This is a genomic window from Kitasatospora sp. NPDC058048, from assembly GCF_042885555.1.
GTDB classification, from domain to species: Bacteria; Actinomycetota; Actinomycetes; order Streptomycetales; family Streptomycetaceae; genus Kitasatospora; species Kitasatospora lactacystinica.
The window spans coordinates 99,654-113,170 of record NZ_JBHVRT010000022.1 but is presented as its reverse complement, the minus strand read 5'-3'; the positions used below and the strand labels follow the sequence as shown (position 1 = coordinate 113,170).

The 13,517-nt window shown below is 73.9% G+C and carries 15 protein-coding genes; 8 read left to right on the top strand and 7 right to left on the bottom strand.

Annotated elements, in window-relative coordinates:
• Positions 1 to 42: 42 nt before the first annotated feature.
• Positions 43 to 1,446, top strand: coding sequence for an FAD-dependent monooxygenase (locus ACFVVA_RS23425; protein WP_387692303.1), 1,404 nt, complete (start codon positions 43 to 45; stop codon positions 1,444 to 1,446).
• A 45-nt stretch (positions 1,447 to 1,491) separates the two neighbouring features.
• Here the strand turns inward: ACFVVA_RS23425 and ACFVVA_RS23420 are convergent, their stop codons facing one another.
• From ACFVVA_RS23420 to ACFVVA_RS23410, 3 genes are all read right to left on the bottom strand, one after another.
• Positions 1,492 to 1,677, bottom strand: coding sequence for a hypothetical protein (locus ACFVVA_RS23420; RefSeq protein ID WP_387692240.1), 186 nt, complete (start codon positions 1,675 to 1,677; stop codon positions 1,492 to 1,494).
• Positions 1,678 to 1,754: 77 nt separating this feature from the next.
• Entirely contained in the window at positions 1,755 to 1,928 is a 174-nt protein-coding gene (locus tag ACFVVA_RS23415) for a CsbD family protein (RefSeq protein ID WP_359903189.1), read from the bottom strand.
• A gap of 162 nt (positions 1,929 to 2,090) precedes the next feature.
• Positions 2,091 to 2,738, bottom strand: a complete 648-nt coding sequence (locus ACFVVA_RS23410; RefSeq protein WP_387692238.1) for an SRPBCC family protein — start codon at positions 2,736 to 2,738, stop codon at positions 2,091 to 2,093.
• Positions 2,739 to 2,913: 175 nt separating this feature from the next.
• On the opposite strand from ACFVVA_RS23410, the gene ACFVVA_RS23405 reads away from it, so the two are divergent.
• Complete coding sequence (locus ACFVVA_RS23405; RefSeq protein ID WP_387692236.1) at positions 2,914 to 3,576, top strand: TetR/AcrR family transcriptional regulator; 663 nt, start codon at positions 2,914 to 2,916, stop codon at positions 3,574 to 3,576.
• A gap of 258 nt (positions 3,577 to 3,834) precedes the next feature.
• Here the strand turns inward: ACFVVA_RS23405 and ACFVVA_RS23400 are convergent, their stop codons facing one another.
• Complete coding sequence (locus ACFVVA_RS23400; protein ID WP_387692235.1) at positions 3,835 to 4,158, bottom strand: plasmid stabilization protein; 324 nt, start codon at positions 4,156 to 4,158, stop codon at positions 3,835 to 3,837.
• 285 nt (positions 4,159 to 4,443) lie between these two features.
• Here ACFVVA_RS23400 and ACFVVA_RS23395 point away from each other — a divergent pair, with 285 nt between their 5' ends.
• On the top strand, positions 4,444 to 5,967 hold the full coding sequence (locus ACFVVA_RS23395; RefSeq protein WP_387692233.1) for a threonine/serine exporter ThrE family protein: 1,524 nt from the start codon (positions 4,444 to 4,446) through the stop codon (positions 5,965 to 5,967).
• 164 nt (positions 5,968 to 6,131) lie between these two features.
• On the top strand, positions 6,132 to 6,287 hold the full coding sequence (locus ACFVVA_RS23390; protein ID WP_387692231.1) for a DUF6131 family protein: 156 nt from the start codon (positions 6,132 to 6,134) through the stop codon (positions 6,285 to 6,287).
• Between the two features lie 60 nt (positions 6,288 to 6,347).
• On the opposite strand, the gene ACFVVA_RS23385 is transcribed toward ACFVVA_RS23390, so the two are convergent.
• Complete coding sequence (locus ACFVVA_RS23385; RefSeq protein WP_359903174.1) at positions 6,348 to 6,701, bottom strand: hypothetical protein; 354 nt, start codon at positions 6,699 to 6,701, stop codon at positions 6,348 to 6,350.
• 227 nt (positions 6,702 to 6,928) lie between these two features.
• On the opposite strand from ACFVVA_RS23385, the gene ACFVVA_RS23380 reads away from it, so the two are divergent.
• The 3 genes from ACFVVA_RS23380 to ACFVVA_RS23370 all read left to right on the top strand — a co-directional run bounded on the left by ACFVVA_RS23380 (position 6,929) and on the right by ACFVVA_RS23370 (position 9,880).
• Positions 6,929 to 7,570: an L-threonylcarbamoyladenylate synthase gene (locus ACFVVA_RS23380; protein ID WP_380351512.1), complete on the top strand. Its 642-nt coding sequence runs from the start codon at positions 6,929 to 6,931 to the stop codon at positions 7,568 to 7,570.
• Positions 7,571 to 7,772: 202 nt separating this feature from the next.
• Entirely contained in the window at positions 7,773 to 9,488 is a 1,716-nt protein-coding gene (gene ctaD / locus ACFVVA_RS23375) for a cytochrome c oxidase subunit I (protein ID WP_387692229.1), read from the top strand.
• The gene (locus tag ACFVVA_RS23370) at positions 9,485 to 9,880 is read left to right on the top strand and encodes a cytochrome c oxidase subunit 4 (protein ID WP_387692227.1); all 396 of its coding nucleotides are present in this window, start codon (positions 9,485 to 9,487) and stop codon (positions 9,878 to 9,880) included. Before ctaD ends, ACFVVA_RS23370 begins: the two co-directional genes overlap by 4 nt.
• Here ACFVVA_RS23370 and ACFVVA_RS23365 read toward each other — a convergent pair.
• The gene (locus tag ACFVVA_RS23365; RefSeq protein WP_387692225.1) at positions 9,846 to 11,555 is read right to left on the bottom strand and encodes a cytochrome bc complex cytochrome b subunit; all 1,710 of its coding nucleotides are present in this window, start codon (positions 11,553 to 11,555) and stop codon (positions 9,846 to 9,848) included. The two genes, ACFVVA_RS23370 and ACFVVA_RS23365, sit on opposite strands and share 35 nt — an antisense overlap.
• A 306-nt stretch (positions 11,556 to 11,861) precedes the next feature.
• Between ACFVVA_RS23365 and ACFVVA_RS23360 the strand changes: the two genes are divergently transcribed.
• A complete protein-coding gene (locus ACFVVA_RS23360) occupies positions 11,862 to 12,419 on the top strand; it encodes a GNAT family N-acetyltransferase (protein ID WP_387692223.1) in 558 nt (185 codons plus the stop codon).
• 50 nt (positions 12,420 to 12,469) lie between these two features.
• Here the strand turns inward: ACFVVA_RS23360 and ACFVVA_RS23355 are convergent, their stop codons facing one another.
• Positions 12,470 to 13,489, bottom strand: a complete 1,020-nt coding sequence (locus ACFVVA_RS23355) for an LD-carboxypeptidase (protein ID WP_387692221.1) — start codon at positions 13,487 to 13,489, stop codon at positions 12,470 to 12,472.
• Positions 13,490 to 13,517: the final 28 nt, after the last annotated feature.

Sequence of the window (13,517 nt, the reverse complement as noted above, 5' to 3'; positions counted from 1 at the left end):
CTACTTAACAACGTTAAGGAGGTTGCCGTGACTTCTCGCGGCATGCACACGGACGTCCTGGTCGTCGGCGCCGGGCCCACCGGACTCGCCCTGGCGCTGGACCTCGCCCGGCACGGCGTCGCCGCGCTGGTGGTCGAGCGCGGCGCGGAACTCTTCCCCGGCTCGCGCGGCAAGGGTCTCCAGCCGCGCACCCTGGAGGTGTTCGACGACTTCGGCGTGCTCGACCGGGTCCGCGCGGTGGCGGGGCACTACCCGCCCAACCTGATCTGGCAGGACGGCGAACCCCAGGGCGAGCACCGGATGTACGACCCGACCGAGCCCTCCGAGGGCGAGCCGTACACCGAGACGCTGATGCTGCCCCAGTGGCGCACCCAGCAGGTGCTGTACGGGCGGCTGCGCGAGCTGGGCGGCGAGGTCGCGTTCGGCCGGGAGCTGGTCGGCCTGACGCAGGACGAGGAGGGCGTGACCGCCGAGTTCGCCGCCGGCGGCCCGGTCCGGGCGCGGTACGTCGTCGCGGCGGACGGCGGGCGCTCGACGGTGCGGCGGCTGCTCGGCATCGGGATGACCGGGGAGACCGTCGACCCGGACCGGATGCTGGTCGCGGACGTCCGGATCGACGGCCTGGGTCGCGAGCACTGGCACGTGTTCCGGTCCGCCGAGGGGCTGCTGGCGATCTGCCCGCTCGGCGGCACCGAGGACTTCCAGCTGGTCGCCCAGTTCCCGGAGGGCACGGCCGTCGACCTCACCCTCGACGGACTGCGCGAGGTGGTCGCGGCCCGCTCCCACCTGACCGCCGAGCAGGTCACCGAACTGCGCTGGATCTCCGAGTTCCGCCCGCGCGCCGCACTCGCGGACCGCTTCCGCGCGGGCCGGGTGTTCCTCGCGGGCGACGCCGGGCACGTCCACTCGCCGGCCGGCGGGCAGGGCCTGAACACCAGCGTCCAGGACGCCTACAACCTGGGCTGGAAGCTGGCCGCGGTGCTGGCCGGACGAGCGGGGGAGGAACTGCTCGACAGCTACGAGGAGGAGCGCCGCAGCAACGCGGCGGCGATGCTGGAGCTGTCCACCCGGGTCCACCGCGGCGAGGAGCGCCGCGGTCGGGCGACCCAGCAACTCGGCCTCGGCTACCGGGAGTCCACGCTCTCGGTGGAGACCCGCCGGAACCTCCCGGCGGACGCGCTGCGGGCCGGCGACCGCGCCCCGGACGGCCGGCGGGGCGACGTCCGGCTGTTCGACGCCTTCCGCGGGCCGCACTGGACGCTGCTCACCGTCGGCACGGACGCGCCGCTGCCCGCCGTCACCGCCCCGGTGGTCCGCATCCCGGCCTACGAGGCGTACGGCACCGGCGTTTTCCTGGTCCGGCCCGACGGCTTCGTCGGCTGGGCCGGTGCGACGGCCGACGGCCTCGGGGAGTACGCGGGCCGGCAGGGGCTGCTCGCCCCCTGAGCGGGCGGACCGCTGGTCACCGTGCGGGCCGCGCACCGTAATTGCTCAGTCCGGTGGCTCGTGCGGGTCCGGGTCGTGGGCCGGCGCGGTGGTCTCGGACTCGGCGCCCCGCCGAGGCCGCTTCTCCTCCTCGTGCCCGGACCGCGGCGCGCTTTCGCCGGTCATCCGGGACTCGGGGGTCTCGACCGGGACCGGGGAGTCCCTGGGGACGGGTTCGTGCTGGTCGTTCACGGGATCCGACTCCTCTGCGGGGTGCGGTGGATGGGCGGACACCCGGTGGCCGCCCGGGGCGACCGCCGGGTGCCGGGTCAATGCCTGCCCGCGTCCTTGACCTTCTCCGCGGCCTGCTTCAGGTCGCTCTTCACCTGCTCGGCCTTGCCCTTGAGTTCGGTCGAGCGGTCGCCGGTGGCCCGCCCGGCGGTTTCCTTGGCCTTGCCGCTCGCCTTCTCCGCCATGTTGTGCAGCTTCTTCTCGGTACCCACGGCGGGTGCCTCCTCTCGTCGACGGGGGCGAAGTCCGCCCCGGGCGGCGTCTGCCCCGGTCGGGGGCTTCCATGCGCGGCCCGGGGACTTCCGTGCGTGGCCGGGGTCTTCCGGGTCCCGATCCCGCGCGGGGAAGCCCGGCGGATCGCCGGCGCCGCGGTGCTACCGGGCGGAGCCGGCCTCGGCGGCGGTCTTCAGGTCGTGCAGCCAGCCTTCGAGGCCCTGGCGGAGGATGTCGGTGGCGGCGGGGACGTTGGCGTCGACCTGGGGGCCGGTGTGGGTCTCCTCGGTGCGCACCAGGACGCCGCCGGGCACCTCGGTGAAGTTCCACACGTGCACGCCGTCGATCCTCAGGCCGGTCGCGACCGCCGGGCCGGTCCAGCGGATGCAGGAGCCGGGCCGCAGCTGCCGGACGGTGGAGGTGATCTCCAGGACGGGGTCGGCCGAGGCGGGGTTCGGGGGCAGCGGGGTGGTCCAGTGGAACACCGAACCCGGGTGCAGCGGGCCGCCGTCGAGGCGCTCGGCGCTCTGCACCGGGGCCTGCCAGTCGGGCCAGCGGTCCACGTCGGTCTGGAGCCGCCAGACGGTCCGCAGCGGCGCGTGGATCACGGTCCCGGTCCGATAGCGGACCCGGGCGTCGGGATCGACGCCCGCCCCGCGGCAGGTGAGCGAGGAGTCGGGGCGGTGGGCGGTGGCGGCCCCGGCCGGCGGGGCGACGGCGCCGAGCAGGCCGAGGGCGAGCGGAACGGTCAGGAGGGCGCTGCGGATGCCGGTGGTGCCGGTGGCGCGGGTGCCGCGGATGCCGGACATGGAACTCCCCATTCACTGGTCGGCCGTCGGGAACGGCACGGTTGCCGCGAGCTAGATGCTCACGCCTTCGTTAGAAGTTGTAACTCCCCGAGTCCTGAGAGGTCAACAGGTTCCGTGATACCTTCTAACGGAAGCGTGAACATGTAGTCGGGCGACTCGGGGAGCGGGGCGAAGCATGGCCGGGACGGGCGCGGACACCCCGCGCGAGCGCTACCGGGCCCAGGTGCGCGAGGAGATCAAGGCGCACGCCTGGGACCAGATCGCCACGGCCGGCGCCTCGGCGCTCTCCGTCAACGCGATCGCCAAGCGGATGGGCCTGAGCGGCCCGGCGCTCTACCGCTACTTCGCCGGCCGCGACGAGCTGATCACCGAACTCGTCCGGGACGCGTACCGCAGCCTGGCCGACACCCTCGGCGCGGCCGCCGCCGAGGGCGCCGACCTGGCCGGGCTCGCCCACGTCCTGCGCGAGTGGGCGCTGGCCGACCCCCAGCGGTACTTCCTGATCTACGGCACCCCCGTGCCCGGCTACCGCGCACCGGAGGACACCACCGCCATCGCCGACGAGGTGATGCGGACGCTGGTCGACGCCTGCGCGGTGCTCGCCCCGGCCGGGCCGCAGACCCCGCAGGCGCCGTTCGCCACCCACCTGCTGGGCCGTCGGGGCTGGGCGGGCGATCAGCCGGCCCCGCCCGAGGTGCTGCACCGCTTCCTGGCCTTCTGGACCCGCCTGCACGGCGTGCTGTCACTGGAGCTCGCCGGGCACTTCACCGGCATGGGCTTCCGGCCCGCACTGCTCTTCGAGGCCGAGCTGGAAGGCCTGCTGGCGCCACGCTTCTGACCGCCCGCGCTTCTGACCCGCCCGCGGTTCGCCGTGGCCTCAGCCCTGCCCGGGGTTCGGCCGGGGAAGCGACGGCGGGTCGGGGTCCGGGAGCGGCTCCGGCGGCGGGAACGGCGGGAACGGCGGCGGCGCGGGATCGGGCTCGCCCGGCCGAGGCGCGGGATCGGGCCCGGGGCCGGGGCCGGGGGTCGGCCGGGTGTCCGGATCCGGGGGTATCGGGACGGTCATCGGGGCACCTCCTGGGGTGGCGCGCGCCGCTCAGCGGCCGAGCGCCTGCGCCAGCCGGCTCTTGTTCATCGTGGAGCGGCCCTTGATGCCGCGCTGTCTGGCCTCGTTGTACAGCTGGTCGTAGGTCGGGCCCCGGGCGCCCCGGTGCGAGCGCTGTCCGCCGCGCCGGCCGGAGGACATGTCGTGGGTCGAACTCCGGCTGGCGGTCCTCGACTCGCCGTGCCTGGCGCGCTCCTTGTTCACCGTCCGGGCGGCGATCTCCTCGGCCCGCTTCTCGCTCTCGCCCCGGTCGAGCGCGCTGTCCTCGATGTGCTCGTACTGGCGCTCCCGCTCGGGGCTGGATCCTCGGGGCATGGCCGGAGCCTCCGTTCCTTGCTCGGGGTCGTCGTGCCGCGGCGTGTACCCGCGTGCGCCGCCGCGAATCCGCCGGTCGGGGGTGGTGCGCGGGGCCGTCCCGGAGCCCGGCGGCCGGTCGGCCCCGCCCCCGAGGTCGGCACGCGCGGGGCGACGGGGCGTGTACGGCGGGTCGTGCTCCGGTCCGTACGGGTGTGCCGGGTGTGGCGCGTTCGCCACAGCATCACTCCGGGTAATTGAACGGCTGCACGTTGTTGGCGGAGGGGGTGGGGTCAGGGAGTCGCGATGACGGAACACGAGCAGCTCGGCGCGCCCGCCGGCCCGGAAGGGCGGCCCACCCGGCCCGAACGGGTGCCGCCGCAGGCTCCCGCGCCCGGACGGCGCGAGACGGGCGCCCGGTCCGGACCGGACGGCGACGGCACCGCGGCCCCCTGGCCCGACATGATGCTGCCGCTGCTGCGCACCCCGACGGCCGATCGGCAGCCCGGGCCGGAGGGGGCCGGCGCGGAGCCGCCGGAGGGTGTCGAACCGGCGCAGGTGCTGGACCTCGCGCTGCTGGTCGGCGAGCTGCTGCTGGCCAGCGGCGAGGCCGCGGAGGACGTCGAGGCGGCCATGCTCGCGGTCGCGCACGCCTACCGGCTCCACCCGTGCGACCCGCAGGTCACCTTCACCCGGGTGGCGATCTCGTATCAGCCCGGCCCGTCGGAGCCCTCGCTGACGGCCGAGTGCTCGGTCCGCCGTCCGGCGGTCGACTACGCGCGGCTGGCGGCCGTGTTCCGGCTGGTCATCGAGATCACGGTGGGCGGGATGGCCGTCCGGGAGGCGCACGGCCGGCTGGTGGCGGCCCGCCGGCACAGCCGCCGCTACTCGGGCCGGCTGTTCGTGCTCTGCTGCGGGGGGATGGCCGGGGCCGCCACCCTGCTGATCGGCGGCCGGGCCGACGCCCGGGCCTGGCTGGTGTTCGCCAGCGCCGTCGTCGCCGCGCTGGCGGGCGAGCGGCTCTCGGCGCTGGTGGCGCGCCACGACCTCCCGGCCTTCTACCAGTTCGTGGTGGCGGCGGTGCCCGCCGCCGTGATCGGCATCCTGCTGTCGTTCAACGGGCTGCACCTGCGTGGATCGGTGGTGATCACCGGGGGGCTGTACGCGGTGCTGCCGGGGTGGCCCATGGTGGCGGCGGCCCAGGACGGCCTGGCGGGCTTCTACCTCACCGCCGCCGCCCGGTTGCTCGAAGCGCTGTATCTGATGGCCGGGGTGGTGATCGGGGTGATGACGGTGCTCTACGTCGGCGTCAACAACGGCGCCGACCTGGCCGCCCAGGACGTCCCGACCGGGGCGGTGAACCCGCCGCTGCAGTTGGCCGCCGCGGTGCTTCTGACGCTGGCGTTCGCGGTGCTGCTGAACACCGAGCCGGGCACCCTGCCGGCGGTGCTGCTGAACAGCGCGGCCGGCTGGACCACGTACGGGGTGCTGGTGAACGCGGGCGGCGAGCCGATCCTGGCCACCGGCCTGGCGGCGGGGCTGGTGGGACTGTCCGGCCAGCTCATGGCGCGCTGCCGGGGCAGTTCGGCGCTGCCGCACATCACGGCCGCGCTGGGGCCGCTGCTGCCCGGCTCGGTGCTGTACTTCGGGATGCTCGCCTTCGTGCGGGGCGAGCCCGAGGTCGGGCTGAGCGGCATCGGGCGGGCCGGCGCGATGGCGATGGCCCTCGCCATCGGCGTCAACCTGGGCCGCGAGCTCGCCCGGCTCTTCCTGCCCGCGCCCCGGGTGGCCGCGCCGCCCCGCCGCCGGCGCGGCCGCCACCGGCGCTGAGAGGGAATGACGGGCCGGTTGTTTGCCCGGGCGGCGGCGCGGTACACGCGTGGGGTGTGGAGCCGGGCCGGGCGAGACCGGCCCGCTCCCGGGGAAGGCCCAGGCCGGTTCGAACCGACGAGGCCGCCCCCGTCGCCAGCCACCCGTCAACCCTGGAGACCCTCGTGATAGTCCTCGGTGTCATCCTGCTCATCATCGGCTTCGTCACCGGCATCTCGATCCTGTGGACCATCGGCATCGTGCTGGTCATGATCGGTCTGGTCCTGTGGGTCGCCGGGGCACTCGGGCACGCCGTCGGCGGCCGCCGGCACTACTACTGACCCGGGCTGACTCCTGTTCAGTGCCGTGCGCCGACCGCCCGACGCACCGGACCGCCCCGCTCAGGGGCGGTCCTCGTGCAGTCCGCAGAGCCACGCCAGGGCCCGGTGGACACCGAGCACGTAGCTGTGGTCCGACCCCTGGGCGCGGACCCGGTGGAGGTGGACGGCGGCGGCCTGGCACTCGGCCAGCAGCTGGGCGTGGCACGGACCGGTGGCGCCGGCCGTCGCGGCGGCCGTGGCCGCGGCGGTGACCGGGGCCGCGACCTGGGCGCCGGCGGCCCACCGGTAGGCGCCGAGCACGCCGTGCTCGAAGCCGGTCCAGGGCCGCGGGCGCCGGTTGACCTTGTCGATCGCGGCGAACACCTCGTCCAGCGGGCGCACTCCCACGCCCGGGACGGTCTCGTCACTGGTCATGTCCGCAACCTACGTCCGCCCGCCACGGCCCGCCCCCGGGGACCACGGCCCGGTACGGCGCCGCGGCCCCGCGCCACCCGAGCGGCGGAGGCGGTCGCGCCCGCAGGACCCGGGCCCGGCCGGGCGGCGGGGCCGGGACGGGTAGGCTGACCAGGACGTGTCCGGCCGGAGAGGTGGCCGGGCCGGAGGAACGGTGCGGGCCGGCGGCCCGCCGGTGGAGACCCCTGATGACTCGTCGTTTTGACTGCTCGAACCCGTCCGAGCGCGCGGCCGGGCTGCGCGAGGCCGTGGCCGCGGTGCGCCGCGGTGAGCTGGTCGTGCTGCCCACGGACACCGTGTACGGCGTGGGCGCCGACGCCTTCGCACCGGAGGCGGTCGACCGTCTGCTGCGGGCCAAGGGCCGGGGCCGGAACATGCCCTCGCCGGTGCTGGTCGGCTCCCCGGAGGCGCTGGACGGGCTGGTCGAGGTGACGGAGCGCGCCCGGCAGCTGGTCAAGGAGTTCTGGCCGGGCGGGCTGACCGTGGTCGCCCGCCACCTGGAGTCGGTCGAGCTGGACCTCGGCGAGACCAACGGGACGGTCGCGGTGCGGATGCCCGCGCACCCGGTCGCCATCGAACTGCTCAACGCCACCGGGCCGTTGGCCGTCTCCAGCGCGAACCTGACCGGGCACGACTCGCCGCAGGACTGCGACGCCGCCCAGGGCATGCTCGGCGACTCGGTGGCCGTCTACCTCGACGGGGGCCCGACCGCGGCCGCCGTGCCCTCCTCGATCGTGGACGTCACCGGCGAGGTGCCGGTCCTGCTGCGGGCGGGCGCGCTCGGCGCCGAGCGGCTGCGCGAGGTGGTCCCCGACCTGCGGGAGCGCTGAGCCCGAAGCCCCGGACGGCGCTGAGCCCGAAGCCCTCGGACGGCGCCGCGCCCGGTCGAAGGGCCGTACCGCGTGGCGCCCCGGCGGCCGGGGCCGCCGCCGCTAGGGTCGGCGATGGCGTGCGAGGGCGGGCCCTCCGCCGGGCCGGGGAGGGGATCGGCGCCGCGACCGGGGGCGTCACCGGCTCCGCTGCGGAGGTTCCATGAGCGCTTCGTCCACCGCGCCGCCCCGGGCGCAGGACCGCACCCGGGCGCGGGTCCGGCAGGGCAGCACGCTGCTGCGCTGGCTGTTCACCACGGACCACAAGGTCATCGGGAACCTCTACCTGGCGACGGCCTTCGGCTTCTTCCTGGTCGGAGGCGTGCTCGCGCTGCTGATGCGGGCCCAGCTGATGGGGCCGGACACCGGGCTGCTGTCGAACGAGCGGTACAACCAGCTGTTCACCATGCACGGCACGATCATGCTGCTGCTGTTCGCCACCCCGACCTTCGCCGGGTTCGCCAACGCGATCATGCCGCTGCAGATCGGCTCGCCGGACGTCGCCTTCCCCCGGCTGAACGCCTTCACCTACTGGGCCTTCCTGCTGGGCGGGCTGATGGTGCTGAGCGGCTTCCTCACCACCGGGGGTGCGCCCTCGTTCGGCTGGTTCGCGTACGCGCCGCTGAACGGGCCGCTGTTCTCGCCCGGGGCGGGCGGGGACCTCTGGGCGCTCGGGCTGGTGGTGGCCGGCCTCGGCACCATCCTCGGGTCGGTCAACTTCATCACCACCATCACCTGCCTGCGGGCGCCGGGCATGACGCTGTTCCGGATGCCGATCTTCACCTGGAACGTGCTGTTCACCTCCGTCATGGTGCTGCTGGCCTTCCCGGTGCTGACCGCCGCACTGCTCTGCCTGGAGGCGGACCGCAAGTTCGGCGCGCACGCCTTCGACGCGGCGAACGGCGGGGCGCTGCTGTGGCAGCACCTGTTCTGGTTCTTCGGCCACCCGGAGGTGTACATCGTCGCGGTGCCGTTCTTCGGCATCATCAGCGAGATCGTCCCGGTGTTCAGCCGCAAGCCGCTGTTCGGCTACTACGGCATGATCGGCGCGACCATCGCCATCACCGCGCTGTCCATGTCGGTGTGGGCCCACCACATGTTCGCCACCGGCCAGGTGCTGCTGCCGTTCTTCTCGATGATGTCCTTCCTGATCGCGGTGCCCACCGGGGTGAAGTTCTTCAACTGGGTCGGGACGATGTGGAACGGCTCGCTGTCCTTCGAGACCCCGATGCTCTGGTCGATCGGCTTCCTGGTGACCTTCCTGTTCGGCGGGCTGAGCGGGGTGCTGCTGGCCGCGCCGCCGATCGACTTCCACGTCACCGACAGCTACTTCGTGGTGGCCCACCTGCACTACGTGCTGTTCGGGACGGTCGTCTTCGCCACCTTCGGGGGCTTCTACTTCTGGTGGCCGAAGCTCACCGGGAAGATGCTCGACGAGCGGCTGGGCAAGGTCCACTTCTGGATCCTGTTCACGGGGTTCCAGACCACCTTCCTGGTGATGCACTGGCTCGGCGCCCAGGGGATGCCGCGCCGCTACGCGAGCTACCTGGCGGTGGACGACTTCACGGCCCTGAACGTCTGCGCCTCGATCGGCTCGTTCCTGCTCGGGATCTCCAACCTGCCGTTCTTCTACAACGTCTGGCGGACCACCAGGTACGGCGAGAAGGTCGCCGAGGACGATCCGTGGGGCTGGGGCCGGTCGCTGGAGTGGGCCACCTCCAGCCCGCCGCCGTCGCACAACTTCCACGCGCTGCCCCGGATCCGCTCCGAGTCGCCGGCCTTCGACCTGCACCATCCGGAGGTGCCGGCGGAGGGGTCGTCGAGCGGCAACGCCGGTGTGCCGCAAGGCCGTTCAGGCGGGCGGGGGAGCGGGCGGTGAAGGCGGAGGGATGGCTGTTCGCCGTCATGACGGCGTTCTTCGCGGTGACCGGACTGGTCTACGGCCTCTGGGCCCGGGAGCCGGCCGGCAAGGCGATCCTGGCGGTGGCGTTCCTGATGTCCGGCCTGATCGCGCTGTTCTGGTTCGTCCAGCACCGGCGGCTGGGCGGCGGCCGGGCGCAGGACCGCAAGGAGGCCGAGATCGCCGAGGCCGCCGGGCCGGTGGGGTTCTTCCCGGCCCGCAGCGGCTGTCCGGTCCTCGCGGCGGTCGGTGTGACGGTCTTCGCCCTGGGGCTGGTCTTCGCCCGGTGGCTGATCGTCGTCGGCGCCCTGGTGCTCGCGTTCGCCGTCGCCGGCTTCATCTTCCAGTACCGCGACCACGACGCGGGCTGAACCGGCGCAGCAGCCGCCGGAGCGGGCCGCCCGGGGCGGGTTCGGGCGCCCGGACGGCCGGGGGAGCGGGGTGCGCCGGGGCGGTGAGGACGGCCGCCATCCGCTCCGACTCCCGCTCGGTGGAGGGGAGTTCGACCCGGTCGCGATGGAACCAGGAGCTCGCCGCGGCCCGTACCCGCTCGTGCCGCGGCGCCCCCTGCAGGGCCGTGACCGGATCCGCCGCGGAGCGCGCCAGCAGCACGTACCGCTCGGCCTCGGGCACCGGGCGGTGGTGGCCGGAGAAACCGCCGTCGTGCGACTGGTCGATCCGGCCGGTCTCGTCGCCGTCCAGCAGCCGGGAGCGGTCCCGGGCCTGCAGGGCCAGGCAGAGGCGCCGGGTGAGCACGAAGACCACCGGCGGCAGCACCACCAGGGCCGTCCGCAGCACCACGGTGAGCGCGTTCACGGAGAGCTCGAAGGCGTACGCGATGACGTCGTTGCCGCCGGCGATCAGCAGCACCGCGAAGACGGTGATCCCGGCGGTGCCCAGCGCGGTGCGGGTGGGCCGGTTGCGCGGGCGGTCGCACAGATGGTGCTCGCCGGTCCCGGGGTCGAGCCACCGTTCGGCGAAGGGGTAGGCGTACAGCGCCGCGAACAGCAGACCGGGCACCACCAGGGCGGGCAGGAACACGTTCCACGACACGGTGTGCCCGAGCAGCCTGGTCTCGGTGGCCGGCATCAGGCGCAGCGCCCCCTCGATGAAACCGATGTACCAGTCCGGCTGCGCGCCCGTCCCGACCACGTCCGGGCGGTAGGAGCCGTACCGCCAGATCGGGTTGACCTCGGCGAGGAAGGCCGACAGCGCCATCACGCCGCCCACCGCGAACATCAGGCCCACCGTGCGGGTGAGGAACTGGGGGAAGAACGGCATCCCCACCACGTTGCGGTTGGTGCGGCCGGGGGCGGCCCAGTGGGTGTGCTTCAGCACCACCACCAGCGTCAGGTGCGCCCCGAGCAGGGCCAGCAGCAGTCCCGGGACCAGGAGGACATGCACGGTGAACAGCCGGGGGATGACCTCGTGACCGGGGAACTCGCCGCCGAAGGCGAACAGGGTGAGGTAGCTGCCGACCAGCGGCACCGACAGCAGGACGCCCTCGGCGATCCGCAGGCCGGTGCCGGAGAGGGTGTCGTCCGGCAGCGAGTAGCCGGAGAACCCCTCCAGCAGCGCGAGGTTGAACAGCGTCACCCCGATCACCCAGTTGAGCTCGCGCGGGCGGCGGAACGCCCCGGTGAAGAACACCCGCAGCAGGTGCACACCGATCGCGGAGGCGAACAACAGTGCCGACCAGTGATGGATCTGACGGATCATCAATCCGCCCCGCACCTCGAAGCTGATCCGCAGGGTGGACGCGTACGCCTCGGACACCCGTACGCCGTCGAGCGGCAGGTAGGCGCCCCGGTAGACGACTTCGTTCATGCTCGGCCGGAAGAAGAGCGTCAGGTAGACGCCGGTCAGCAGCAGTACCACGAAGCTGTACAGCGCGAGTTCGCCGAGCAGGAAGGACCAGTGGTCCGGGAAGACCTTGCGCAGCAGTTCCCGGCCCGCCTCCGTGACCGGCAGCCGTGCGTCCAGGCGGGTCGCGACGCGCTCGCCGGCGGACGGCTCGCGCCCGTTCGAAGCCCTGGTTTCGTCCACGGCAGGAACCTAGTGGGCCTCGCGGCGCACGGGGCGGCCGAGCGTCGCGGATGTCGCGGCGGGTGGAGGCAGAGCACTCCAACGGCGGAACGGGCAACGGGTGCCCGGGCGTCCGCATCGAACGAGCCTCCGGTGGCGGTGGCGATGATCCCCGACTCCACCAGGGCGGAGGCGTTCGGCGGCTACCCGGACGGCCGCGGCTGCGAGGAACCCCGGGGCGGACACTGGCACCCACCGGGCGCGCACCGCACGGCAGTTGACAGCGGGCGGTTGCGGCGGACCGCGCGGGAAAGGATCATGGCCGGCATGGTGCGACCGAGGAACGTCGTCGACCGCGGGTCCTTCGCGCTGCGGCGCTGGCAGGGACAACAGGACTTCGCGGCGGCCTTCACGCTGATCGAGGAGTCCCTGGCGCACCTGCGGCCCTGGGAGCCGTGGGTGGCCCGGCACGACGAGGAGCACACCCGCGCCCTGCTCAACCGGTGCGACACCTGGTGGGCGAGCGGCGAGGTGTACACCTACGCGATCACCGAGGACGGCGCCCCGGTCGGCATGTGCCAGGCCGTCCGCGCGGGCGAGCCCGGCGGCCGGCGCGTCGGCTACTGGCTGCACCCGGCCGCCACCGGCCGGGGCCTCGCCACCCGGGCGGTTGCGGCCCTGGCCGAGGAGATGTTCGCCCTGCCGGAGGTGGACCACCTGGAGATCGTGCACGACCGGGCCAACACCGCCAGCGCCGCCGTCCCGCGCCGCCTGGGCTTCACCGAACTCCGGCGGGAGCCGGCCGCGCTGCCGCTGGCCCCGGCCGGCAGCGGGACCGCCGTGGTCTGGCGGCTGAACCGCCCCCAGGACGCCACCGGAGCGTGAGCCGGCCCCCCGGGGGTGCTGCCCGGGGCCGGTTCACCGAGCCGCGGTGCTCAGCCGACCGGCCCCGTCGTCGCGTGCGGCGCTACCGCCGGTTCGAGCAGCGACAGCGTCCGCCGCTGCGCGTCGAGGCCGACACGGATGCCGACCGGCATCGGCAGATTCGGGCCGGCATGCCCGAAATCGACGTTGCCCAGGACCGGGATGTCACGGTCCCCGAGGACGTCGAGGACGATCTCGCGCAGGGTCGGGGAGGCGCCGGGTTCGAGTCCGCCGATCTCGCGCGGAACACCCACGACCATGCCGGCGATCCGATCGAGGATGCCGCTGTGCCGCATCACCTGCAGATAACTCCACACGTACGACGCCAGGCCGCCCATCTCCTCCCAGAACAGCACCGCACCGTCGAACCGTTCGAGCGGCAGCGCGAAAGGCGTCGCCTGCGCCAGCACGATGCGATTGATCAGCCCGCCGATCAGCCGCCCCTCGACACGACCGGGACGCCAGCACTCCCACGACGGGCTCGCGGGCAGCGCACCGATCGGCTCGGTGCCGGTCAGCAACCCGAAGTAGAGCTTCTCGAGTTCCGCTCGGCGCGCCACGGGCACGGACTGCCAGTGTCCGCCGAAACCCGGGACGGCCATGTCGGCGTGGAACCCGACCAGACCCGTGCGCGCATGGAGCACCAGATGCAGCAGCGAGATGTCGCTGTAGCCGAGGATCGGCTTGGGGTCGGCCCTGACCGCCTCGACGTCGATCAGGTCGAGATAGCCGAGCGCCGTCTGACCGCCGTCACTCGCGACGATCGCGCGCACCTCGGGATCACGCAGAAGACCGTTGAGCTCCCCGGCGATCTCCGCCGGCGTGGCCGCGCTCCACCAACGGCGGCGTCCCGCTTCGAGGAGCGGAGCCCGACGCACGCGGAACCCCATCCGCTCCAGCACGACCACCGTCCGCTCGACGTTGGGCTCGTAAGCGGCCGGCAGCGGACCGGACAGCGATGCGATGACCACGAGATCCCCGGGCCCCAGGGCACGCGGTCGAAGCAGCTGAGGCAGGGCAGGACCAGTCATGGCGCCAGTGTCGCCGTTGCCCTGGGCA

What these genes read in the sequence shown, in the direction of transcription:
- ACFVVA_RS23355 (WP_387692221.1), bottom strand. Translation starts at nt 13,489, where the DNA reads ATGACTGGTCCTGCCCTGCCTCAGCTGCTTCGACCGCGTGCCCTGGGG.
- ACFVVA_RS23405 (WP_387692236.1), top strand. Translation starts at nt 2,914, where the DNA reads ATGGCCGGGACGGGCGCGGACACCCCGCGCGAGCGCTACCGGGCCCAG.
- ctaD (WP_387692229.1), top strand. Translation starts at nt 7,773, where the DNA reads ATGAGCGCTTCGTCCACCGCGCCGCCCCGGGCGCAGGACCGCACCCGG.
- ACFVVA_RS23360 (WP_387692223.1), top strand. Translation starts at nt 11,862, where the DNA reads ATGGTGCGACCGAGGAACGTCGTCGACCGCGGGTCCTTCGCGCTGCGG.
- ACFVVA_RS23395 (WP_387692233.1), top strand. Translation starts at nt 4,444, where the DNA reads ATGACGGAACACGAGCAGCTCGGCGCGCCCGCCGGCCCGGAAGGGCGG.
- ACFVVA_RS23385 (WP_359903174.1), bottom strand. Translation starts at nt 6,701, where the DNA reads ATGACCAGTGACGAGACCGTCCCGGGCGTGGGAGTGCGCCCGCTGGAC.
- ACFVVA_RS23380 (WP_380351512.1), top strand. Translation starts at nt 6,929, where the DNA reads ATGACTCGTCGTTTTGACTGCTCGAACCCGTCCGAGCGCGCGGCCGGG.
- ACFVVA_RS23425 (WP_387692303.1), top strand. Translation starts at nt 43, where the DNA reads ATGCACACGGACGTCCTGGTCGTCGGCGCCGGGCCCACCGGACTCGCC.
- ACFVVA_RS23400 (WP_387692235.1), bottom strand. Translation starts at nt 4,158, where the DNA reads ATGCCCCGAGGATCCAGCCCCGAGCGGGAGCGCCAGTACGAGCACATC.
- ACFVVA_RS23410 (WP_387692238.1), bottom strand. Translation starts at nt 2,738, where the DNA reads ATGTCCGGCATCCGCGGCACCCGCGCCACCGGCACCACCGGCATCCGC.